Origin of the sequence: Paracoccus hibiscisoli (genome assembly GCF_005048265.1) — a bacterium.
Taxonomy (GTDB): Bacteria; Pseudomonadota; Alphaproteobacteria; order Rhodobacterales; family Rhodobacteraceae; genus Paracoccus; species Paracoccus hibiscisoli.
Window position 1 is genome coordinate 1 of record NZ_SUNH01000043.1, and the last position, 18,916, is coordinate 18,916.

Below are 18,916 nucleotides of genomic sequence, written 5' to 3' on the forward strand. Positions count from 1 at the left end.
GACCCCGACCGTCAGACCGCCGAAATCCATATCCGCGTCGCGCTCATGAACCGCTTCAACGCCCTCGGCACCGCCGAGATCGTCCGCGTGGCCTGACGATGAAGGGGGAAGGGGCAGTCACGCATCACGCCGCCTTTCTGCAACAACGCCGATCAGCGGCCAAAGGATAGGAACCTGCTGCCCTTGGCAGATCGAATTGGTTGATACAAAAGCCGACGCAGCAGGCGTGTGTAAGCCGTAATCGGTGGCTTTTATAAACCAGCCAGAGACATAGTCGAGCGACTTCCAGCTTGTCGTGCGCCCGCCAAAAACTCGCTGCAGATCGTCTTTTTGCTCTACACATTGTCACTTGGACCCCAAGTAAGGTGGGTTCCCGCAGATATAGGTCTCGCCCCCTTCATTCGCGAAGTCGATCTGCGCCTGATCCAGCGGCGACATGAACAGATCATCGGCTTGAAACTTTACCCCTGTCCCCGTGGGCGGGCAGACCGACAGCCAATCCAACCGCAGGGCATTGCCGCAAGTGATCCAGTTCTGCGCATCCAACGGCAGGAACTCGGCCAGCGCCTCCTTCTGGCCCCGATAGGTGACGTCGCACTGGTATTCCGCGATGATCAGCGCCAGCCGCGCGATCTCGGCCGATAAGCTGCGCAGCTCGATCCCGCGATAGTTGGTCAGAGGTATGTCTGTGCGGCGGTCCGCCTCGACGCGGCGCCAGTTGATCTCGGCCTCTATGGCCCGCATCGCCTTATAGGCGATGACCAGGAAGTTGCCTGACCCGCAGGCCGGATCAAAGACCCGGATCTTGGCCATGCGCGCACGCAGATTGGCCAGCTTGCAGGTGTTGTCGCCCGCCGCCTCCAGTTCGGCCCGCAGATCGTCCAGGAACAGCGGGTTCAGCACCTTCAGGATGTTCGGCACGCCGGTATAGTGCATGCCTAGGACAGAGCGCTCTTCCTCATCCGCCACCGCCTGGATCATCGAGCCGAAAATATCCGGGTTGATCTGCGTCCAGTCGAGGCCGCCGATGTGGGACAGATAGCGCTGCGCGATCTTTGAGAAGCGCGGCACGTCTGTGCTGCCCGAGAAGAGGCCTCCGTTCACATAGGGGAAGGCATCGGCCCATCGCGGCAACTTGGCCTCGGCTCGTTTCGCAATGGGCGTGTTCATCGCACGGAAGATCTCGCCAATGACCTCATGCGTGTTGGCACCGTCCCGGTCCGACATCCGATCGACCGTCGCGGTGAACAGGCGTTCAGTGGCAAAGATGTCAGTGTCCTCGGCAAAGAAGCAGAAGATCAGACGCGCCACGAAATGGTTCATGTCATCTCGTCGGTCCGAGCTGCCCCAATCGGGATTGTCCTTGATCAGCTCGACATAGAGCCGGTTCAGGCGGCTGGTCGCGCGGATATCGAACGCGCTCTCTCGGATCTGCTTGACCGTGGAAATGCCCGCGAGCGGCAGGCGATGGTTTCCCCGCTGGTGATGTCTTCTGCCTCAAGCTCGACACCATCAGTGGCAAGGATGAACTTGGCCTTGGCGCGGGCTGTCAGGGGACTGGCCCTGAGCGCGGCCAGCGCCTCGGCGACAGCGCCAGGCGCGCAGGCTGCCAGGTGGATGTTGTTTGTCTGGTGAACACCCGCCCCACGGGCCCGTAAAGTCAGACTTGTTGGTCCCCCCGCTGCGAAGCCGCTTGATCGTCGTGTCCTTGTTCCCGAAGGCGGTCAGGAAGGCATAAGGTAATTCGGCGGGGTCGAAGGGCTGCTCCGCCAGTTCGGAAATGGCCTGTTCAATTTCAACGGCGTTCATTCAGCATTCCAAGGATTGATCAGATCTATGCCACAGCCCTCGAAGTCGGGCGTGTTTCGGGTGGCAACAGGTGCGCCGTGGGCATGCGCTATCGCGGCGATCTGGCAGTCTGCCTGCATGATTGGGCGACCGGCAGCACGCCGTCCCGCTGCGATGATTGCATAGGATTGGGCAGCGGCACTATCGAAGGGCAGAATGCGGCCCGCCATATCCTCACGAAGGATATTATCAACAGCATCCATCAGGGCGGTGCGCCGTTTCCCCGCAGGCATGATGGCCAAGCCATGACGAAGCTCGGCTTCGGAAATTGCTGTCAGATAAACAGTCTGGCCGTCTTGCTGAGAAAGCCACCGCTCAACACGGGGCTCAGGCTCAGGGCGCAACAGCTCGGAGACCACGTTCGTGTCAACGATGATCATGCTCATGCCTGATCAAACGCTGGCGGGTCTCTCATGGGCTCTCGCGGCGGTAGATCCAAGGTGACCCCTCCAAGAGGCGCAACACGGGCTCGAATAGCTGCGGCCAGATCATGAGCGGGCTTCGCCTCCCCCACGACCTCGCGCAGGATCTCGCGGGCCTCCTCCTCCATGGAGCGACCATGCTCGGCAGCCCTGATGCGCAGCCGTCGCTTGACGTCATCCTGAAGGTTTCTAATGGTGATGCTGGCCATGGTACCTCCGCATAGGCTGTCATCATCGCATACAACGCAATCACATTCAATGTCAGGCTTTTGGCTTGGGGTATGTCTGCGCGTTCTCCCGTGTGAGTTCTGTATAGCGAGAAACTGCAAAAGACCCTTAGCCTGTATGAAGATATTGCGGCCTACCAAACCAGACGCGGCAAGCCGATCACCATGGAGATTGACACTCGCAATGCCGCGCAAAAGCAAATTCGTTTATGATGTGGAGGATGAGCTTATCATCATTCCGGCAGACGGCCTCCCTGCCCCTGATATGCCGCGCGGCTTGCGCGATATCCGCCAGCTAACCTATCGCAAGATGTTGCGCGACAGCCCCCACATGGCGCCGCTGAATGACATGGTGGCAGGCCTCAGAGCCGAAGGTCGCGGGGCTGTTCCAGACTTCGATCCGATGGACGGCGGTGTGGGTGCCCGCATCCTCTTTCTCTTGGAGAAGCCTGGTCCTATGACAGACGCCGATCGCCCGGGTCGCGCTGGTTCCGGTTTCATCTCCCGCGACAACGATGACGAGAGCGCGGGCGCCACGTTCACTTTCATGCAGCAAATCCCGATCATGCGAAATGAGACGCTCATCTGGAACTCGATACCTTGGTGGAATGACAGCACAAAGGTGACGCCTGAGGAGTGGCGACTTGGATTGCTGCGTTTGGAGGCGTTGTTGAACCTACTGCCTCGCCTTCAAAGCGTGGTCCTTGTCGGTAAGAAGGCCGCGCGTGCTGCGAACATGCTGGCAATGCGGGATCTGAGGGTGTGGCACTCGGCCCATCCCTCACCACGTGTCAGAGCGCGATACCCTGATCAGCATGCGGCCATTCCCGGCATCTGGGCCAAGGCAGTGACCTCACTCAATTAGGAGATTTCCAACTCAGAGGCCGCTCGGGGAATACATCATTTCCCCTGCCCCGTGTTTAAAAACGATCGCTGGTGCAACGGCGTCCTGCGTGCTGCATTAGCCGTCACGGACCGTATTTATGCGATATGGCCCAGAAAGGCATGGCTTTCGATACATGCCCTGAGTGAACCCCGTGGCCTGTAACATAGGCCCCTGGGGTTCATTCCTGCCATCATTTCCAGGTCGAGGAATTTTTTCAGCCTTCGCTACTGAAAGACTGAATCAGTCTCTGATTTGTTCAGCTGCGTCCACTGCCCCGGTGCCAGATCGGCCGGTAATGACAATCCACCCAACCGTTCTCTTTTCAAATGCTCGACGTGATTGCCGATCGCGGCAAACATGCGCCGGACCTGGTGATAACGGCCCTCGGTGATACTGAGCAGGACTTCGGTTTCCGACACGACTGTTAGGTCGGCCGGTGCCAACGGCTTGGTCTCTCCCCGCAGCATCAGATCGCCCGAAGCGAAGATGGTGCCTTCCGAACCGGCCAGTGGCCGGGCCAGGTTGACGCGATAGATTTTCTTGATGCGCCGCCTTGGACTGATGATGCGGTGTAGTAAATTACCGTCATCGGTCAGCAAGAGAAGTCCGGACGTCTGCCTGTCCAACCGACCGACGGTCGAAAGCACAGGGTCTCGCCGCCGCCAGCGATGGGGAAGTAACTCGTAGACCAGCGGTCCACTGTCGTTATGCGAGCATGTCACGCCGACGGGTTTGTTCAGCAAAATGACCATTCCCGGAAGCGGATCGAGCGCCTGTCCATCAATCGTGAACCGCAGTGGAAGGTCGGGCGTGATCGGAACGCGGCTTGCAGCGTCTAGCACCTTTACCGCATCCATCGTGATCGCTCCGGCCCTGGCCATTCTTGCGATATCCGCGCGTGATCCATAGCCCATGGAGGAAAGCAGCTTGTCGATGCGGGTCGTCGCGAGGCGTGTGATACTCATAGTCCTTGTTCAAGATCCTGGGGCAATGGAAGGAGTGAGCCGCTGCCCCTCCTCTAACGACACAGCAGGAAGTTAAATCGCCGTCGGTATACGAAGGTTATTCATTGGATTAGTGAGTTGACATACCGGAACATCCATCCCGTTTGAAGATTTTCCGGCAGGAGGACTGAAAATGACCCAGTTGTTACGGGAGTGGGTTCTGAGGTGCATCCTGCGTTAAGCTTAAGAAAACGCGTGAGCTTAATCTCGCCCGTTGCACTGTGTTGACAGCTGTCAATTCTCAGACCTGCATGCCGTTACCACACCGCAACAACGCCATAACCATCGGGCCTGGAGAGAACCCCTGCCCTTCTGCTTTGTCTGTGAGCGTGCGCAGATACCCACCTGGGCGCATGATGGAATCGTGGCGCTGCAGCATGCATGCCAGTGTGACTGCTGCGCCTTCCGTGCCCATTACCTTGCAGGCACGTTGCCATGCCTCGAGTGTGATGCCCAACATTGGCCGCACTAGATCAGCCACCCTTACCAGGTCTTGCCAAGTCTGGACACCCTCGGGCGCATAGTCTCAGATATCTGGAGTAGCTTTCAGTATAAGGCTAAGGGGAATGGATTGTGGTGCTCTTGTTCGTTTTTTATGGCTTTGTTCAGATTCTAAGTCATCTTTATTTGAACTCTGTTGGTGCCGCTCAATTTGGATGACAGTGCCGCTCATTTCAGACGTTTTGCTGGCTTCTTGTGGGGCGATTAAGGCGTGGACTTGGTCCGTCAAGGCCCGGATGCTGAGCTCCATGCTCTGAAGTTGTGACAGGTCTAGCTTACGCCTCAGGCCGCGCTGCAGGTTTTTGCAAGCATCTTTCAATGCGGTCCAGTCAGCAGAGGTCTGCTCGGCCCCCCAGATCACTAGCTTGGTCAAATCGCGAATGCCGATTACAACGGCTTCGCGATAGCAGCGCAGTTCATGCGCTGCGCTGCGGGCCTCGTCTGCTTTCATAGTGATCTCAGACGCGCGCAGCGCTAGTGGGCGCAGATCAAAGCCGAACGCGCGGTCAATCCGCCCCGAGGCGCTGCGACGGGCATAGCGTTTGCCGTTGGGGCTGTCGCGTCTCAGGATTAGACCCGATTGCACAAGTGCCGCAATATGGCGGCGCAATGTGCTTTCTGGCATTCCATGCGCGCGGTCCGACAGGGTGGCGTTTGAAGGGAACACGATCAGTGATGTGTCTTCGGTTAATTTTGGCGTCGGGTGACAGGACAGTAACGCCGCCAGAACAACCAGATCCCGGTCACTGACGCCAAAAGCCTGACGAGCGACGGTGAGATCCCGCAGTAACGCCCATTTGTCACACGCCTGCACCGGGGCAGGGGCCTCGGCCAGCGTATGGGTTGCCAACAGGCCAGCCGTCACCGGCTGCCGCCCAAAGGGCGTCATTGAAATATGCCTCATTTGATTATCACAAGGTATGAACCATCGGTCGCCCGACAAGACGCTGTTGACAGTTGTCAACGAAAGCCGCTATCTTCGAGGTGCGAGTTCGAGAAGCGGCCCTTCGGGATGTATGTCCTGAGGGGCTTTTCTTTTGGTCTGTCCCGTTGTGCCTCCTTATTTATGTCCTGCTAATCTTCGCGCCGCTATTGGTTCTTATTCGACCAGTCGCGGTGAAGGTCTTCGATGTGATCGATAAGCCAATCGGCAAAATCCCGTCCTTGACCAGATAGCTCGATCACAGTTTTTCCTTTTGTTTTTCGTGCTAGGCCTAACTGGCCGCCGTCGCGACCCGTTAGGGTGCGGGTACTTGGCACGGCCTTGGGCAGTGCCAAAGATTCCAGTACGGCCAGAAATCGCGCGTCGGAATCGGGGCCTTGGGCGGAGGCGATCAGGACTTCAGGCGGCTGACCTTGCGCCTTGTCGGCCAGGGCCAGCCAGCGGTCCCTACCCGCGCCGGGGGCGGCACCGATGGCGCGAATCAACCCGGCAGGCAGAGCGTCAATAATTGATAGCATCCGAGAGATTACCGTCTTATCGATCGACAGCGCGTCGCAGATGACCTTGCGGTCATAGCCGCCCTGCTGCATCTGCGCGGCGAAATTAGCCTTTTCAATAAAGCTTAGATCCTTGCGAGCGCTGTTTTCCTGACCCTGCGCAATGACTAGATCATGATCGTTCAGATTCCGCACCATCGCCTTGACCGGAAGTCGCAACTCCTTAAGGGCCTGAACACGCCTGCGACCAAAGACGATGTCGAACCGCCCTTCTTGCGTGGCACTGTGGCGCAGCAGCACCGGAACCTGCTGCCCGTATTCCGCGATTGAGGCCTTCAGTGCCTCTATCCCTTCGGGGTCGGCGTCCAGCCGGTCGCTCAGACCCGCCATGTCGATCACCTCGGCCGGCACTTCGACCAGCGCCCGTGATTTCAGGTCGGCGAGGGACTGGCTGACGGCGCCAATTGCGCCACGATGCGAGCGGGGTAGGGCGGTCGTCGGCGTATCTTGACCTGCGTGGGCCTGTGCCAACAGATCCTTGAGTAGATTTTTGCGTGCCATCAGCGTCCTCCCCGGCCCCATGCGGCCTGTATGAGCCCCTCGATCTCGCCGTTGACGGCGTTCAGGCTTTCCATTGCGCGCTCATAGGTTCCGCGCGTGAACTGGCTTTTCTCGACTTCGTAAAGCGTCTGTTTGGTGATGCCCGCGTCTGAAATTGCCGTTGATTTTAACACCGGGTGGTTCAAGACATGGTCGCCGAACAGCGACCGCATAAAGCTAACCATCTGATTTTGTGGCCCGTCGCCCGGCTCATACCGTGTCACAACATAACGCAGCCAGTCGTAGGTCATGTCGCCGCCCGCCTCAGCCACGACGCCCAGTAGATTCGAGGTCATCAGCAGGAACTGGCACATTGACATGACGTCTAGCATTTGCGGATGTACCGTCACGAGAATGGCGGTGGCAGCGGACAGAGCTGACATGGTTAGAAAACCCAGCTGCGGCGGACAGTCGATTACGACCACATCGTAATCGTCCTGAACTTCGCCCAGCTTGTCGCCAATCCTAGTAAAGAAAAGAGTACCCGACCGTTCCATCAATGCGCGGGGGGTGTCGTGTTCAAACTCCATCAGGTCTAGGTTGCCGGGGATCAGGTCGAGATGGGTGAAATAGGTCTGCTGAATCACGTTGCGCAACGGCACCGGGTCGTCATAACGGATCGCGTCGTACAGCGTGCCGCCATCCAGCAGGTCAAATTCCGGCTGAAAACCATGCAGAGCCGACAGGCTAGCCTGTGGGTCCAGATCGATCCCCAGCACCCGATAACCGTCCAGTGCCAGCTTCTGCGCCAGATGGGCCGCTGTGGTGGTCTTGCCCGAGCCGCCCTTGAAGTTGATGACCGCAATGACCTGCATGTGGTCGCCCGCGCGGCGGCCGGGCAGATAGGTTCCAGGACTTTTCGCCCCTTTTTCGAGCATTTCGCGCAGTGCTTGAATGTCGGCGGGCGAATAATAGCGCCGCCCGCCTGCCCGAGTCTCGGGCGAGGGGCCGCGCCCGTCAAGGTTCAGCTTGCGCAGATAGGCATCCTTGACGCCTAGGAGTTCCGCGACCTCGCCCGAGGTGAATTTGCGCAGTTCCCGACGTGCATCAGGCGGAAACAGCTGGGCGCGATGGGCTTGCAGACGCTCTGACAGGCGTGCAGCGTGGTCGCCGACCAGCTGGTCGATCCGTTCTTGTACTCTCATTCCGAGCCTGCCCGATGGTGTTACGCTTTGCGGCGTCTTATTCTGTTTGTGCCGTAAGTAAAGCTCAGTCCGTCGATTCCTGCAACAGATTTTGGCATAGCCTCCACTTGCCCTGCGGATGCCCGCGATGCGGCCGGAGGTGCTGATGCCCCCACTTGCGTCCCGAGACGGTAAGATATACATTATGAGAAGGATATACACATTAGCGGAGGTTGAGATGCAGGTCGCAAAGTGGGGCAACTCCTTGGCCGTCCGCCTACCCGCGGAACTGGTGCGGAACATGGGCTTAAAAGAGGGGGATCAGATCGATCTGCTGCAGGATGGCGGCCCAGTGAGAGTCCGACGCCTGCCCCGTGCCGACGAAGTGCTGGACGGGTTGCGTCGCTTTCGTGGCACACTGCCCGCCGCCGAACGGTTAAGCCGCGATGCCGCGCATGAGCGCTGAATTTGTCGACACGAATGTCGTTCTTTATCTGCTGGACGATGGCCCCAAGGCCGACCGCGCAGAAACAATTCTGGCTCAGGGCCCTCTTATCAGCGTGCAGGTGCTGAACGAGGCGATGGTCAACTGTCGTCGCAAGGCGGGCCTCGACTGGAAGGAAACGGCCAGCTTCCTGGCCGGGGTGCGGGCGCTTTGCCCTGTCGAGAATGTCACTCTGCACACGCATGAGGTCGGTCGAGCGCTTGCCGAGCGCTATGGGCTTTCGGTCTATGACGCGATGATCGTTGCTGCTGCCCTGATCGCCGGATGCAAGACCCTATGGACTGAGGACATGCATGCGGGCCTTCTAGTTGAAGGCCAGCTGCGGCTTGTCAATCCTTTCGTCTGACCGACAGCATCCCCAGCCTTTCCGCGCGTTCCAGCAGCATTCTGACCGATGACGGCTGCCATTTCGTGCGTCCACGCGGCGTGCGTTCGCGCATCGCCTCCAGGCGATCGCAAATTTGCAGCAACGTGATCTGCGGATCCGCCCCCTTTATCGCCGCCACAATCGCGGGCAGGCGGTCGTCACCCACGCGCCGGGCGGCACGCCCCAGCACCTCCGGGGGCAGGAACCCGTCGCGAACATAGGCCCGCACAGCCCTCAGCAGTCGCGCTTGTGTCCAGTGACGGTTCGGGGGCAGGGTGGCATTGATGATCCGCAGGACATCCTCCCAAGCCATGTGCGGCCGCAGTCGGCGAACCTGCGGGACCCAGTCCGTTGCGGTTTGGCCAACTCTCTCCATATAGCCCTCATGCCGCGCCATACGCACCTTGCGCAATGCGTCCGGGTTTCGGGCACGCAGACCGGGATTGCCGCCGATCCGACCTTCGAGACGGGCGCTGGCCAATCCTGCCTTGGTGCGTTCGCGGATCAGGGCGCGCTCGAACTCCGCCGCCGCCCCGAGGACCTGGAGTGTGAACTTGCCTTGGGGCGATGCGGTATCGATCGGATCCTCGATCGACCGAAAGAACGCCCCCTTTGCTTCAAGTTGTTCGATAACCTCCAGGAGATGCGAGAGGGAGCGGGCGAGCCGGTCTATGCGGACGACGACCAGCGTGTCGCCCCTGCGGATCGCCTCCAGGACCCGTGCCAGAACGGGACGGGCCCGATTGCCACCTGAGGCGTGCTCCTCCTGAATGGTGGCGCAGCCTGCGCCTGTCAGGGCCTGGACCTGCGGCAAGAGCGTCTGATCATCAGTAGAGACGCGAGCATAGCCAATCAAGCGCATATCAAGCCAACTTTCAATTTTCGAAGATGCCAATAAACGACCGTTTGTAGACGGATGCAAGCGGTGGAGTGCGCCGGGTGCTTACGGATTTCCGAGGAAATACGATGCGATTGCGATGCTGCGGGCCAGCCGGTGACGAAGATGGAACCGTCAATAACGTCGGTGTTCAGAAAGCCCGGAGTGTTCTTCAAAGTGAATAATAAGTGATTATTTAAAATACAATAATTTGATTTTAATAATTATTGTTAGGACCGAGATCATCCGATAGGCGGCGCTGCAACATCTATGGCGATCATCTCTTATTAGGTGGTGCGGGCATTGGTGAGGCCGCAGTCTTGCTGGTCTTGCCGGTCTTGCCGGTCTTGCTGGTCTTGCGGACCAAAGCGCTGGCGACCGGATATTCCTGAGGATTGGAACTCAACCGCTGGTCCGGGACGGGGACATCTAGTCTTGATGGCATGCTGCGGGGTGGGCTGAAGCCGTACAGGCTCTACCTTGTCGAGGGGATGCCGGGATCGGGCAAGTCGACCTGGCGCTGAAGTTTCTGATGGAGGGGCGGCGGGTCGGTCACCGCGGCCTGTACATCAAGATATTTAATACTGCCGACGAGTTTGGCGTCGATCAGGAGCAGTCGCTGCTGCATTCGAGCGAGGTCGAGCTGACCGAAACGGCCCGCGCCATCTTTGAGCTGGTGGAGAGGACCGTCCCCACCCGAGTGGGGCTGGACAGCCTGTCCGAACTTCGGCTGCTAGGGCAGAACCCGCTTCACTACCGCTGCCAGATCCTGGCGCTGAAGCTTTTTTTACGCGCCGGAAGTGCACGGTGCTGACACTGGACGACCGGACGGCAGAGCCGGCCACCTCTAACACCAGCTACATGCTGGAAATCGATAGGATTGTAACAAGCTGACGATGCAGGACACCGGCCAGGGGAGGGAGATGCCCCTCACGCTCAGCCTGCCGCTGATGAGACCAGCACTGGGTCAACACAGTGACCCCTGCCGTTCTGGTCCGCCTGCATCGTCAGAAGAATGCGGAGGGCTTCACATCAAGGGGTCTGGAACCGGGATGGCAAGAACAGGGACGTTCAGGAAAAGACGGGGGTGACGTCGCTCACGATGCACTTCCAAAGGATACCGCCCACAGAGCTGGGCACCGGCAGACCATGACCCTCCAGCCACTTTACCTGGCCCTGGGGCGTTCTGATTCGCCATTTGTGATGCCAAGGGATCATGCCCGCCGCAGAGTTTCCGAAGGAGGCGCGTGCCAAGGGATAGTCCTCGACTAGACACATCCCAAAGACATCGCTGTATGTATCAGCATAGACATGCCCGAGCATGCCCCAGATATCTGCGGTTTCCCTCGAAGCGTTTTCGATCCGCTCGGTGCCGTCTGGTCCGTGATGGTAGGTCAACGACGCTCCCACGATCTTGCCGATGCGGAAGGGGACATCCCGTGTGATGCCTGAGTTCTCAGTTCGCGCCTTCTCGGCCCAGAACATGCTCTTGATCTGCGTGGACACGCCCTCGGCGAAGGCCTGAAGAACCTCGATGTTGGCCGAGGTCCAGTTGCGCGGCACGGGCTCGACCAGGCACAGGGCTGCGATCGCCTGACCGGTCTCGTCCTTGATCGGCACGCCCAGATAGGCGACGGCATCGAACCTTGCGATGGCTTCATGCCCGGTGACACGCGGATCGTTTCGGGCGTCCTTGATGACAAGCGGCGCAGAATTTTGAACCACCGTTTTGCAAAACGAATAGGCGAGTGATGTTTCCCTGGCGTCATCGGCTGAGGAGGCAAGACCGGACTCAGCCTTGAAGAACTGTCTATCGTTTTCCTCGTCGATGATCGTCAACATGCTGGCCCGGCAGTTGAAGATCCGACGGGTCTGATCAACGACACGATCGAACATCGGCGTCCTGGCAGGAAGCAACAGGCCGCTGTTGGTCAGGCGGACCACATTGTGTCTTGATACAATCCTGTCGCCAGCATCTGACGTCGAGTCCGGCTGACAAGCCTGGGAGGCGGGTTCGTATTGCCGTTCTGTGCCGTATTCTGGTTTCGGATCGGACATGCAAACTCCAAGATTGGACCATATAAGATTTGTCTGTTCAAAATGTATAGACTGCGCCCGTATGCCTGTCTGTTGAGCAGCCAACAGATTGCGGAACTATCTTATGGGTTACCGCGCTAAACTGCGTCACTCGCAAAGACGATCCGATCGGGGCCGTCAGCGTGGCAGAAAGCCTTCCATGAAAACTGCAAGCAGCTTGGCCAAGCCTGGCTCGAATACGATCCTCGGCGCTCTTGGTGAAGACGCCTATCAGTATATCCTGCCCTCTCTGGAGCCTGTCGACGTCACATTGGGCGATATCATTTGCGAGGCAGGCGGCCTGCTGACTCACGCTTATTTCCCTGAGGGCTGCGTGCTTTCGCTGCTGACGGTCATGGAGAACGGGGCTGAGATTGAATGTGCCAATATCGGCAACGAAGGGGCGTTCGGGATTTTCCCTGCAATGTATGGTGCGGCATCCAGCACCCGATGTCTGGTGCAACTGGTTGGGCCGATGCAGCGCTGCGAGATTTCTCCGCTCAGGGAGTTGTTTCACGCCGATCCGGAAATCCAGGATCTGTTCGTCAGCTATTCCGACACGGTCCTGTCACAGGTCGCCCAAACCGTCGGCTGCAACGCCTTGCACACGATTGAGCAGCGGATGTGCCGATGGCTTCTGATGATGCACGATCGCGCCAAGGGGAACGAGTTGACCTATACACACGAATTCCTGGCACGGGTGATGGGTGCAAACCGCACGTCGATCACGCATGCCGCACAATCGCTGCAGAGGCGCGGATTCATCACCTATCGCCGGGGTCTGATGCAGATCGAGGATCGAGCGGGAATGGAGGCCGCATCCTGCGAATGCTATGGCGTGGTCAGGGCCAGGTTCGAGGAGTTTTTGTTCCCGCCCGACACCGCGTACCAGCCGACCAAGGGTGGACGAGGGCGGTGAACAGCCGACGCCTGCGCGGGGTCGCACACCTGCGTTTCAGCCTGCCAGGCACGCCTTGTTCAGCGTCATCTTGATGACTGCTCCATTTTTCGTCCAATCGTAGGTGATAGTGCCGCCAAGCTGCCCCTCGACGGTTTGCTGGACAAGCACACTGCCATAGCCATGGGATTTCCTGCCACGGTCCATCTCCGGCGCGCCCTGTTCCGCCCAGGATATCTGGACGACATCGTTATCCATGGTCCCCGAGATATCTAATGTGCCGGTCGCCACGGATAGTGCGCCGTATTTCAGCGCGTTGGTTGCCAATTCATGAACCGCCAGCGCCAACGACGTGGCCGTTTCCTGACCGACACCGATCCGTGGAACGGCAACCCGGATACGACCGGCGAACGCCCCGTCATCATCATAGGGTGCCAGCAGGACAGTGAAGATATCACCCAGCAACGCGGCCCGTCCCTCTCCGCCGGGCAGGGGGCGGACCAGGTCATGGGCACGATCCAACGCGGTCAGGCGATGCATCAGCTGGGACGTCATGTCCTCAACCGAGCTAGAGCAGCGCGAGGTGATCCGCGTCAGTCCCGACGCGATGGCCAGCAGGTTCTTGACGCGGTGGCTCATTTCGCCTGCCAGCAGTTCGTGCCCCTCTTCGGCCTGCTTGCGATCGGTGATGTCCAGAAAGACGCCCGATACTTTTTGCTCGACGATCCCGGTGTCATCGCCCTTGCCCCGCGCAGAGATCCACCGCACGACGCCGTCATGCACGGTCCGAAAATCGATCTCATACGTGCCGACCAGCGCCCGCGTGGCGTTGAAAGCGGCCCGGACCCTGTCCCTGTCTGCAGGATGGACCTTGGCCGACAGGCATTCAAACGTCACGTCCCGATCAGGTGCGATGCCCCAAAGAGCGTAGCCCTTTTCGTCCATGGTCAGGTCATCGGTGTCGATGTGCCAGGTCCATAGGCTGATGCCGGCAGCATCGATGGCACGGCGTAGCACATCATAGCCCCAATCGGGGTCGGTCGCCGATTTATGGGGCAAGGTGCTTCACTTTTCCTGATGATTTTCATGAATTAAAACATTGTGCTTGGCATATAGATACCACAGCAGAGAAAATCTCAGCAAATATATATGCTTGGCTAACATGAATTAGCCAGTTTCCGCTCAGGCAGGGCAAGCACAGAAATTAGCGCCTTTGCAACATACACTTATATGAGATTCTCAGCCGAGATTTTCAGCTGAATATCTTTTCTGACGCCATATTTCCCATATTGCAGAATTACGACCCGGAACAATAGCAGTATCCCCTTGTTGGACCCATGCCCGACCAGGGTCCAGCATGAAAGGATAGCCAGCCATGTTTTACCATTCAGGTAAGCTGCAATATCAAGTCCGTGTCGATCGTCCCGATCCCCAGTTCGCCAAGTATCTGCAGCAGGCGATCGGTGGTGTCGAAGGAGAGATCCGGGTTGCCATGCAGTATTTTTTTCAGGCAATGGGTGCGCGGGGCGACAGCAAGTATCGTGACATGCTGATGATGACTGCCACTGAGGAATTGAGCCATATCGAGTTTCTGGGCCATGCCGTTGCCCTGAATCTTGAGGGCGCGCCCTTGACCGTGCAGGAGGATGCCGCCCGCGATCCGATCGTTCATGCGATCATGGGTGGTGCCGATCCCCGGCATATTCTGTCTTCAGGTCTGTCGGCGATGCCTGTGGATTCGAACGGTATCCCCTTCGACATGAGCCATGTTTATGCTTCGGGCAATCTGGCCGCCGACATGATGGCCAATGCCATGGCTGAGGGTAGCGGACGCGTTCTGGCGTCGCGGCTGTACAACATGACGGATGATGCGGGGATGAAGGATATGCTGTCCTTCCTGATCGCGCGTGACACCATGCATCAGCAGCAGTGGCTGGCCGTGATCGAAGAATTGGGCGGAATGCAGGCTGTCCTGCCGATCCCGAATTCCACGCCCACGGAACACGAAGCGACCGAGCATTCGTATTATTTCCTGAACACGTCGCTGGACGAGCCGACCCCGGAGGGGCGCTGGACCTCGGGACCCTCGCTGGACGGGCGGGCCGAGTTCACCGTTCGCGAAAAGGTCGAGCCCCTGGGACAAAAGCCCGACCTGGGCCGTGCGCGCCCCAATTCGGGCACCCAGATCGAACAGCAATAATCCATGGCGCGGCACCGTAATGCGGTGCCGCAGCCTGTCTGAAAGGACCGTCCATGCCCCGCTATATCGTCTCCGAACCCTATCGCACCCGCCACGCCACCCGCCCCGGATCGGGGCCAGGGCCGGGAATTGCTCTTGGTGTCTGTTTGGGGGTGGCGGGCGCCACTTGGCTGTTTCTGCGGCAGCCCAAACGCCGTCCCGCGGACAGTGCGCCGGAGCGCACCCTGAAACACGCATCGGGGGGCCGCTTTACCTTCGCCGGCCGGACCGTGACCATCGACCGGCCACGAGAGGAGATTTACCGCTTCTGGCGCAAGTTCGACAACCTGAGCGGTGTTATGGAGAGCGTCGACTCGGTGGAAACCCGAGGCGAGATCACCCACTGGACCCTGTGCGGCGCTGGAGCTGACATCAAGTTGCGGACCCGGATCACCGAGGATGAGCCTGGTAAGGTCATCGCATGGGCCTCGACCGAGGGGTCGCAGATCGAAACCAAGGGAAGGATCACCTTCCGTGACGCCCCAGGCAAGCGCGGCACCGAGGTAACGGCTGTCATTGGCTATGCGCCGCCCATGGGGGCACTTGGCCGGGTCGTGGCCATGCTGTTTCAAGCGGACCCTGCCATTCAGGGCCGTCGCGAGCTGAAGCGGCTTAAGATGTTCCTTGAGACCGGCGAAATCGCCACCCCCCGCAACCGCAGACAGGAGGCCTGATCCATGCGCGCACTCACCTGGCACGGCAAGTACGACGTCCGCGTCGAGACGATGCCCGACCCCCAGATCGTCAACCCCCGTGACGCGATCATCCAGGTCACCTCGACCGCGATCTGCGGGTCCGACCTGCACCTGTTCGACGGGGTGATCCCCGGCATGCAGGCGGGCGACATTCTGGGTCACGAGTTCATGGGCCGGGTTGTCGATGTCGGCCCCGGCAGCACGCTGAAGGTCGGCCAGCGGGTCGTCGTGCCCTTCACTATTTCCTGTGGCGCGTGCTTTTTTTGCCAGCGGGCTCAGTTCTCGGCTTGCGACAACTCCAACCCTGCCGACAAGCAGGACCCGACCGAAGCCATGTTCGGCCATGCGGCCGCCGGCTTGTTCGGCTATAGCCACCTGACGGGCGGCTATCCGGGTGGACAGGCAGAGTATGTCCGCGTGCCGTTTTCCGACGTGGGTCCGATCGTCATCCCCGAAGGCATGGACGACGATGAGGTTCTGTTCCTGTCCGACATCCTGCCCACGGGCTGGATGGCCGCGGACAACGCCGATATCGAGCCGGATGACACTGTCGTGGTCTGGGGCTGCGGTCCGGTCGGGCTGTTCGCGATCCAGGCTGCGCGGTTGATGGGCGCAGCACGCGTCATCGCCATCGACCACTATCCCAACCGTCTGGTCCTGGCCCGCCGAATGGGGGCCGAGGTGATCGACTTCAAGCAGACTTCGGTGCTGGAGGCGATCATGGAGATGACCGGCGGCATCGGTGCGGACGCCGTCATCGACGCGGTCGGCATGGAGGCGCACGGCTTTGCCCTGGACACGGTGATGGACAATATCAAGCAGGCCGTGGGCATCGGCGTGGACAGCGGTCACGCGCTGCGCGAGGCGCTGATGGCCGTGCGCAAGGGCGGGCGCGTGTCGATCCCCGGCGTCTATGGCGGATTCATGGACAAGTTCCCGCTTGGCGCGCTGATGCAGAAGGGGCTGCAGCTGCGCACCGGCCAGACCCATGTGCAGGCCTATACCCACGACCTGCTGCGCCGCATTCAGGAAGGGGAACTCGACACGACCTTCATGATCTCTCATCGCCTGCCGCTGGAGGACGCAGCCAAGGGCTATGACGGGTTCCGCTGGAACCAGAACGACTGGACCAAGGTCGTGCTGAAGACGTGACCAACGCGCAAAGACAGGAGAGACCAATGACGACCGACAAGAAACCGGAACCCGGAGCGCATGAGCCAGACCGCCAGAACGGGCAGGGGCGCCATGCCGGCGTCGAGCACGAGCCCGAGGACTTCGACGCGCTGAACCCCGCAAAGATGGAAAACCGGACCAAGGCTGATCGCCCGAAACCCTGATATACCTCCCGGATCAGCGCACCCATTGCCCGGATGCGCTGATCCAAGAAGCTATCCTATTTCGTCAATCCCCAAGCATCGGCAATGATCCGCGTCGACGAGATGCCGACCTCCAGCATGTAAGCGCCTTCGCGGCCCAGGCCTTTCTTGCCTCCGGCCCCGATCGGCGTGCCATGATCCATCCCCTTAATGAGAATTTCGTCGATCAGCACGCGTCCCTGCGCGTTGGTCCAGACCTGGCGCGTATAGCCGTCATGATGCTCGATCGAATCCGGGGGACCCTCGACCTGGTGGATCTGCTGCCACTGGCGCACGATTGAATCGGCGTTGCACATGTCCACGGTCCGGTCGCGTGCACCATGCCAGACTGAGATCGTTGGCCATGGCCCCCTGTTATCCGACGCGTCGCGGACCAATGCCGTTAGCTGCCGGTCAGACGGGCCGCTGTAGCCCTTCATGCGGTACAGGGCCTGCATCAGCGTGTTGGCGGTGCGATAAGGCAGACCCGCAATGATGGCGCCCCCGGCAAAGACTTCGGGATAGGTTGCCAGCATCACCGACGTCATGGCGCCGCCAGACGATAGGCCCGTGATGAAAACGCGGAACGGGTCTATGGCATGCTCCGTCACGACATCATCGATCATATGGCGGATGGAGAGAGGCTCGCCATAGCCCCGGCCGCTGTCACCGCGTCGGAACCAGTTGAAGGCTCCTTTGAAGTTGTTGCTGATGCGCTGTTCGGGGAACAATAGGGCGATGCCATATTCATCCGCCAGCGCGGACCACCCCGATCCACCATCATACCCTTCGGCTGACTGCGTGCTGCCATGCAGCACCACGACAAGCGGTCCGCCCGGGCGAAAGCCCTTTGGAATATATGTGTTCGCCAGCAGCGCGCCGGGATTGGTCCCGAAGGCCACGAGTGGCGTCAGGCGGTCGGGGTGATTGGATGATATGGGCATAAGCGCTCCTTTGCCGGAGCCGGGCTATGGCTTCGCTGATCGAACGGATGTGACGCAGAGTCGGTTCCATTATCGTCCACATGAGACAGGCATCTTAAATTCTGGCGTAGGCACTATAACGAAGGCCGATCCCACAGAGCGATTGAATTTAACGTCCCGATCAATCTGCATATTCCCGCGGGCGCAACTGGCCCGTCGCCGTGACTAAGGCAAAAGACTTCAGATTAAGCGGGGCAGGGAGTCTTAGGCAGCGCACGAGCCACGGAAATGCCGGTATTCGACAGTGCGGGAGCGGTGCACAAACTGGCATATTTTCTTCGGAGAAGGAGTTTCGACAGGGAACAGCTCATTCTGTCGAACGTATCTCGAAGCAGGCCATGGATGACGGAATGTTCCCTCCACCCGGTATTTGGGAGGATTAAACACCGAGCAGATGGCAACGGCTGTCCGACTAGATTCGGTCAACGCGACTCCAGTCATTACCTCGCGGCGAAGGCCAAGCTACCGCAATGCAGGAATGGCAGCACTCTCTTATACACAGGCGAGAACAGACGTAACCGCCTGTCGGCAGTTGTTGGACCGCTCCCAACGGGTAGGCGACTGCGATTTGTTACGGGAACGCGCAGTGGTTGAGAGGGGTTATAATGCGACTGCCCCGAATGTTCAAATGCAGGGATCTCCAGTGGATCTTTTAGGCGGCACCTTTACTCGGATCGACATCGCCATACCCGTTCGTGACGAGGCGGCGCGGTTGCCACGACTTTTGAAGGCCGTGGCGCGGGCGGTCGTGTCGCGAATGTGGTGGAAATTGGCGAGCAGCGCGCTCCGAGCATGTAACGTTGGCTCCGGTCAGGCCGCGAGGTCAAGAGACATCGGCACGAGAGGCTGAGAAAGGGTTTCCCAGCCAT

The 18,916-nt window shown here is 59.4% G+C and carries 19 protein-coding genes and 3 pseudogenes; 10 read left to right on the forward strand and 12 right to left on the reverse strand.

Annotated features, from left to right (window positions below; translation table 11 throughout):
• Nucleotides 1-96, forward strand: a pseudogene (locus FA740_RS17985) (IS5/IS1182 family transposase); the annotation flags it as partial.
• A 54-nt stretch (nt 97-150) separates the two neighbouring features.
• Here FA740_RS17985 and FA740_RS20220 read toward each other — a convergent pair.
• The 3 genes and pseudogenes from FA740_RS20220 to FA740_RS18000 all read right to left on the reverse strand — a co-directional run.
• A pseudogene (locus tag FA740_RS20220) lies at nt 151-1,809 on the reverse strand (DNA methyltransferase); the annotation flags it as partial.
• Nucleotides 1,806-2,228 carry a type II toxin-antitoxin system VapC family toxin gene (locus FA740_RS17995; RefSeq protein ID WP_136858210.1) on the reverse strand — a complete coding sequence of 141 codons (423 nt, stop codon included), beginning with the start codon at nt 2,226-2,228 and terminating at the stop codon, nt 1,806-1,808. The pseudogene FA740_RS20220 and the gene FA740_RS17995, both read right to left, overlap by 4 nt.
• A 2-nt stretch (nt 2,229-2,230) precedes the next feature.
• Nucleotides 2,231-2,479, reverse strand: coding sequence for a FitA-like ribbon-helix-helix domain-containing protein (locus FA740_RS18000; RefSeq protein ID WP_136858211.1), 249 nt, complete (start codon nt 2,477-2,479; stop codon nt 2,231-2,233).
• A 202-nt stretch (nt 2,480-2,681) separates the two neighbouring features.
• Between FA740_RS18000 and FA740_RS18005 the strand changes: the two genes are divergently transcribed.
• The gene (locus tag FA740_RS18005) at nt 2,682-3,362 is read left to right on the forward strand and encodes a uracil-DNA glycosylase (RefSeq protein WP_211243748.1); all 681 of its coding nucleotides are present in this window, start codon (nt 2,682-2,684) and stop codon (nt 3,360-3,362) included.
• Nucleotides 3,363-3,607: 245 nt separating this feature from the next.
• Here the strand turns inward: FA740_RS18005 and FA740_RS18010 are convergent, their stop codons facing one another.
• From FA740_RS18010 to repA, 5 genes and pseudogenes are all read right to left on the reverse strand, one after another.
• Nucleotides 3,608-4,348, reverse strand: coding sequence for a pseudouridine synthase (locus FA740_RS18010; protein WP_136858212.1), 741 nt, complete (start codon nt 4,346-4,348; stop codon nt 3,608-3,610).
• A 280-nt stretch (nt 4,349-4,628) separates the two neighbouring features.
• A pseudogene (repC, locus tag FA740_RS20230) lies at nt 4,629-4,901 on the reverse strand (replication initiation protein RepC); the annotation flags it as partial.
• Nucleotides 4,902-4,913: 12 nt separating this feature from the next.
• Nucleotides 4,914-5,792: a plasmid replication protein RepC gene (repC, locus tag FA740_RS18015; protein WP_277355213.1), complete on the reverse strand. Its 879-nt coding sequence runs from the start codon at nt 5,790-5,792 to the stop codon at nt 4,914-4,916.
• A gap of 185 nt (nt 5,793-5,977) precedes the next feature.
• Nucleotides 5,978-6,889 carry a plasmid partitioning protein RepB gene (gene repB, locus FA740_RS18020; RefSeq protein ID WP_136858213.1) on the reverse strand — a complete coding sequence of 304 codons (912 nt, stop codon included), beginning with the start codon at nt 6,887-6,889 and terminating at the stop codon, nt 5,978-5,980.
• Nucleotides 6,889-8,073, reverse strand: coding sequence for a plasmid partitioning protein RepA (gene repA, locus FA740_RS18025; protein WP_136858214.1), 1,185 nt, complete (start codon nt 8,071-8,073; stop codon nt 6,889-6,891). Before repA ends, repB begins: the two co-directional genes overlap by 1 nt.
• A gap of 217 nt (nt 8,074-8,290) precedes the next feature.
• On the opposite strand from repA, the gene FA740_RS18030 reads away from it, so the two are divergent.
• Nucleotides 8,291-8,518 carry an AbrB/MazE/SpoVT family DNA-binding domain-containing protein gene (locus FA740_RS18030; protein WP_136858215.1) on the forward strand — a complete coding sequence of 76 codons (228 nt, stop codon included), beginning with the start codon at nt 8,291-8,293 and terminating at the stop codon, nt 8,516-8,518.
• Entirely contained in the window at nt 8,508-8,903 is a 396-nt protein-coding gene (locus FA740_RS18035; RefSeq protein WP_136858216.1) for a PIN domain-containing protein, read from the forward strand. Before FA740_RS18030 ends, FA740_RS18035 begins: the two co-directional genes overlap by 11 nt.
• Here FA740_RS18035 and FA740_RS18040 read toward each other — a convergent pair.
• Nucleotides 8,887-9,786 carry a recombinase family protein gene (locus FA740_RS18040; RefSeq protein WP_136858217.1) on the reverse strand — a complete coding sequence of 300 codons (900 nt, stop codon included), beginning with the start codon at nt 9,784-9,786 and terminating at the stop codon, nt 8,887-8,889. The genes FA740_RS18035 and FA740_RS18040 overlap by 17 nt on opposite strands.
• A 547-nt stretch (nt 9,787-10,333) precedes the next feature.
• Between FA740_RS18040 and FA740_RS20235 the strand changes: the two genes are divergently transcribed.
• On the forward strand, nt 10,334-10,615 hold the full coding sequence (locus FA740_RS20235; RefSeq protein ID WP_246053723.1) for a P-loop NTPase family protein: 282 nt from the start codon (nt 10,334-10,336) through the stop codon (nt 10,613-10,615).
• Nucleotides 10,616-10,872: 257 nt separating this feature from the next.
• Here FA740_RS20235 and FA740_RS18050 read toward each other — a convergent pair whose 3' ends face one another.
• Nucleotides 10,873-11,859 carry a GAF domain-containing protein gene (locus FA740_RS18050; protein WP_136858218.1) on the reverse strand — a complete coding sequence of 329 codons (987 nt, stop codon included), beginning with the start codon at nt 11,857-11,859 and terminating at the stop codon, nt 10,873-10,875.
• Nucleotides 11,860-12,037: 178 nt separating this feature from the next.
• Between FA740_RS18050 and FA740_RS18055 the strand changes: the two genes are divergently transcribed.
• Entirely contained in the window at nt 12,038-12,796 is a 759-nt protein-coding gene (locus FA740_RS18055; RefSeq protein ID WP_136858219.1) for a Crp/Fnr family transcriptional regulator, read from the forward strand.
• Nucleotides 12,797-12,832: 36 nt separating this feature from the next.
• Here the strand turns inward: FA740_RS18055 and FA740_RS18060 are convergent, their stop codons facing one another.
• Nucleotides 12,833-13,834 (reverse strand): sensor histidine kinase, encoded by a 1,002-nt coding sequence (locus FA740_RS18060; protein ID WP_211243749.1) that lies wholly within the window; start codon nt 13,832-13,834, stop codon nt 12,833-12,835.
• A gap of 316 nt (nt 13,835-14,150) precedes the next feature.
• Between FA740_RS18060 and FA740_RS18065 the strand changes: the two genes are divergently transcribed.
• The 4 genes from FA740_RS18065 to FA740_RS19805 are packed head-to-tail and all read left to right on the forward strand — an operon-like array spanning nt 14,151 to nt 17,046.
• Complete coding sequence (locus FA740_RS18065; protein ID WP_136858220.1) at nt 14,151-14,975, forward strand: manganese catalase family protein; 825 nt, start codon at nt 14,151-14,153, stop codon at nt 14,973-14,975.
• Between the two features lie 53 nt (nt 14,976-15,028).
• Complete coding sequence (locus FA740_RS18070; RefSeq protein ID WP_136858221.1) at nt 15,029-15,688, forward strand: SRPBCC family protein; 660 nt, start codon at nt 15,029-15,031, stop codon at nt 15,686-15,688.
• A 3-nt stretch (nt 15,689-15,691) separates the two neighbouring features.
• Nucleotides 15,692-16,861: a zinc-dependent alcohol dehydrogenase gene (locus tag FA740_RS18075; RefSeq protein ID WP_136858222.1), complete on the forward strand. Its 1,170-nt coding sequence runs from the start codon at nt 15,692-15,694 to the stop codon at nt 16,859-16,861.
• 26 nt (nt 16,862-16,887) lie between these two features.
• Entirely contained in the window at nt 16,888-17,046 is a 159-nt protein-coding gene (locus tag FA740_RS19805; protein ID WP_169306365.1) for a hypothetical protein, read from the forward strand.
• 56 nt (nt 17,047-17,102) lie between these two features.
• Here FA740_RS19805 and FA740_RS18080 read toward each other — a convergent pair whose 3' ends face one another.
• Nucleotides 17,103-18,008 (reverse strand): extracellular catalytic domain type 1 short-chain-length polyhydroxyalkanoate depolymerase, encoded by a 906-nt coding sequence (locus FA740_RS18080; RefSeq protein WP_136858223.1) that lies wholly within the window; start codon nt 18,006-18,008, stop codon nt 17,103-17,105.
• Between the last annotated feature and the right edge of the window lie 908 nt (nt 18,009-18,916).

Excerpts from the sequence above, each read along its gene's own strand:
- FA740_RS17995 (WP_136858210.1), bottom strand. The coding sequence starts at position 2,228 with ATGATCATCGTTGACACGAACGTGGTCTCCGAGCTGTTGCGCCCTGAG.
- FA740_RS18000 (WP_136858211.1), bottom strand. The coding sequence starts at position 2,479 with ATGGCCAGCATCACCATTAGAAACCTTCAGGATGACGTCAAGCGACGG.
- FA740_RS18005 (WP_211243748.1), top strand. The coding sequence starts at position 2,682 with ATGCCGCGCAAAAGCAAATTCGTTTATGATGTGGAGGATGAGCTTATC.
- FA740_RS18010 (WP_136858212.1), bottom strand. The coding sequence starts at position 4,348 with ATGAGTATCACACGCCTCGCGACGACCCGCATCGACAAGCTGCTTTCC.
- repC (WP_277355213.1), bottom strand. The coding sequence starts at position 5,792 with ATGAGGCATATTTCAATGACGCCCTTTGGGCGGCAGCCGGTGACGGCT.
- repB (WP_136858213.1), bottom strand. The coding sequence starts at position 6,889 with ATGGCACGCAAAAATCTACTCAAGGATCTGTTGGCACAGGCCCACGCA.
- repA (WP_136858214.1), bottom strand. The coding sequence starts at position 8,073 with ATGAGAGTACAAGAACGGATCGACCAGCTGGTCGGCGACCACGCTGCA.
- FA740_RS18030 (WP_136858215.1), top strand. The coding sequence starts at position 8,291 with ATGCAGGTCGCAAAGTGGGGCAACTCCTTGGCCGTCCGCCTACCCGCG.
- FA740_RS18035 (WP_136858216.1), top strand. The coding sequence starts at position 8,508 with ATGAGCGCTGAATTTGTCGACACGAATGTCGTTCTTTATCTGCTGGAC.
- FA740_RS18040 (WP_136858217.1), bottom strand. The coding sequence starts at position 9,786 with ATGCGCTTGATTGGCTATGCTCGCGTCTCTACTGATGATCAGACGCTC.
- FA740_RS20235 (WP_246053723.1), top strand. The coding sequence starts at position 10,334 with ATGGAGGGGCGGCGGGTCGGTCACCGCGGCCTGTACATCAAGATATTT.
- FA740_RS18050 (WP_136858218.1), bottom strand. The coding sequence starts at position 11,859 with ATGTCCGATCCGAAACCAGAATACGGCACAGAACGGCAATACGAACCC.
- FA740_RS18055 (WP_136858219.1), top strand. The coding sequence starts at position 12,038 with ATGAAAACTGCAAGCAGCTTGGCCAAGCCTGGCTCGAATACGATCCTC.
- FA740_RS18065 (WP_136858220.1), top strand. The coding sequence starts at position 14,151 with ATGTTTTACCATTCAGGTAAGCTGCAATATCAAGTCCGTGTCGATCGT.
- FA740_RS18070 (WP_136858221.1), top strand. The coding sequence starts at position 15,029 with ATGCCCCGCTATATCGTCTCCGAACCCTATCGCACCCGCCACGCCACC.
- FA740_RS18075 (WP_136858222.1), top strand. The coding sequence starts at position 15,692 with ATGCGCGCACTCACCTGGCACGGCAAGTACGACGTCCGCGTCGAGACG.
- FA740_RS19805 (WP_169306365.1), top strand. The coding sequence starts at position 16,888 with ATGACGACCGACAAGAAACCGGAACCCGGAGCGCATGAGCCAGACCGC.
- FA740_RS18080 (WP_136858223.1), bottom strand. The coding sequence starts at position 18,008 with ATGCCCATATCATCCAATCACCCCGACCGCCTGACGCCACTCGTGGCC.